Source organism: Kitasatospora sp. NPDC093558, from assembly GCF_040683475.1.
Lineage (GTDB): Bacteria > Actinomycetota > Actinomycetes > Streptomycetales > Streptomycetaceae > Kitasatospora.
Window position 1 is genome coordinate 1 of the sequence record NZ_JBFBDY010001214.1, and the last position, 1,332, is coordinate 1,332.

Sequence of the window (1,332 nt, forward strand, 5' to 3'; positions counted from 1 at the left end):
CCGGTCTCCTCCCGCTGCTGGCGGCGCAGCGCGGCCGCCGCCCGATCACGCTGACTGTCCGTCAAGCGATCGGCCCGGGAGAGGAGTTCGGCGTTGGTGCGCAGCGCGGTGAGCGGGGTGCGCAGTTCGTGGGAGGCGTCGGCGACGAGGCGGCGCTGGGCGGCGACGGACTGTTCGAGTTCGCCGAGCATGGTGTTGAAGCTGTCGGCGAGTCTGGTCAGTTCGTCCTCGCGGCGTCCGGGCGGCAGGTCGATGCGCAGGCCGGCGTCGCGGGTGGCGGCGATGCGTTCGGCGGTGCGGGTCAGGCGGGTGACGGGGGCGAGGGAGGTGCGGGCGACGGTGAGGCCGAGGAGGGCGGCGAGCAGGACTCCGCCCGCGGCGACGGCGGCCATCAGGGCGCCGGCCTGCCGTACTCCTTCCTGGACGCTGTCGGAGCGCAGTGCGACCTGGACGGCCTGGCGGGTGCCGGGGGCGGCGGCGGTCATGGGGGTGGTGAGCATGCGGGCGGGGTGGCCGCCGATGGTGAGGTCGGTGAAGAAGCCGGGGCGCTGCCGGTCGGCGACCTGGCGGGTGGCCGGGGTGACGGGCAGCAGGTAGGGCTCGTTCGGCGTTCTGGCGGGGTCGGCGGAGAGGATCTGGGCGCAGGCGGGGGCGGCGAGGTAGTTGCATTCCCCGTAGACGACCTGGGGGCCCTGGTCGCGGTGCTGCTGCTGGACGAGGGTGGCCTGCTGGGTGAGGTGCTGGTCGAGCTGGTGGTTGAGCTCGTAACGGACGACGCTGAACGCGGCGGCGCTGATCCCGAGGGCGACGACGGCGACGGCGGTGGTGCAGGCGAGGGCGAGCCGGGTGCGCAGCGGGCGTCGGCGCCGCCAGCGGGCGTGGGCGGCCTTCACGTCGTGCGGTCCGGGGTCTCGGGGCTGCCCAGGCGGTAGCCGACGCCGTGGATGGTGTGGACCAGGCGTGGTTCGCCGCCGGCCTCCAGTTTGCGGCGCAGGTAACCGACGTACACGGCGAGGGAGTTGGAGTCGGGTCCGAAGTCGGCGCCCCACACCCGTTCCATGATCACCTCGCGGGGTAGGACCTGGCCGGGGTGGCGCAGCAGGACGTCGAGGAGGGCGAATTCGGTGCGGGAGAACTCGACGGGCCGTCCGGCGCGGGTGCCGGTGCGGGTGTGCGGGTCGACTTCCAGGTCGGCGAAGCGCAGGCCGGGTTCCTCGTCGGGCACGGTGGCGCTGCGGCGCAGCAGGGCGCGCAGGCGGGCGGCGAGTTCGTCGAGGGCGAAGGGTTTGACGAGGTAGTCGTCGGCGCCGGCGTCGAGGCCGTCGACGCGTT

Annotated in this window: 2 protein-coding genes; both read right to left on the reverse strand. The window is 74.2% G+C overall.

The window, feature by feature from the left end; translation table 11 throughout:
* A partial coding sequence (locus AB0O00_RS39835) for a HAMP domain-containing protein (protein ID WP_363659553.1) occupies positions 1 to 893 on the reverse strand: 893 nt, incomplete at its 3' end.
* The coding region (locus tag AB0O00_RS39840; protein ID WP_363659554.1) for a response regulator transcription factor at positions 890 to 1,332 on the reverse strand (443 nt) is incomplete at its 5' end. The genes AB0O00_RS39835 and AB0O00_RS39840, both read right to left, overlap by 4 nt.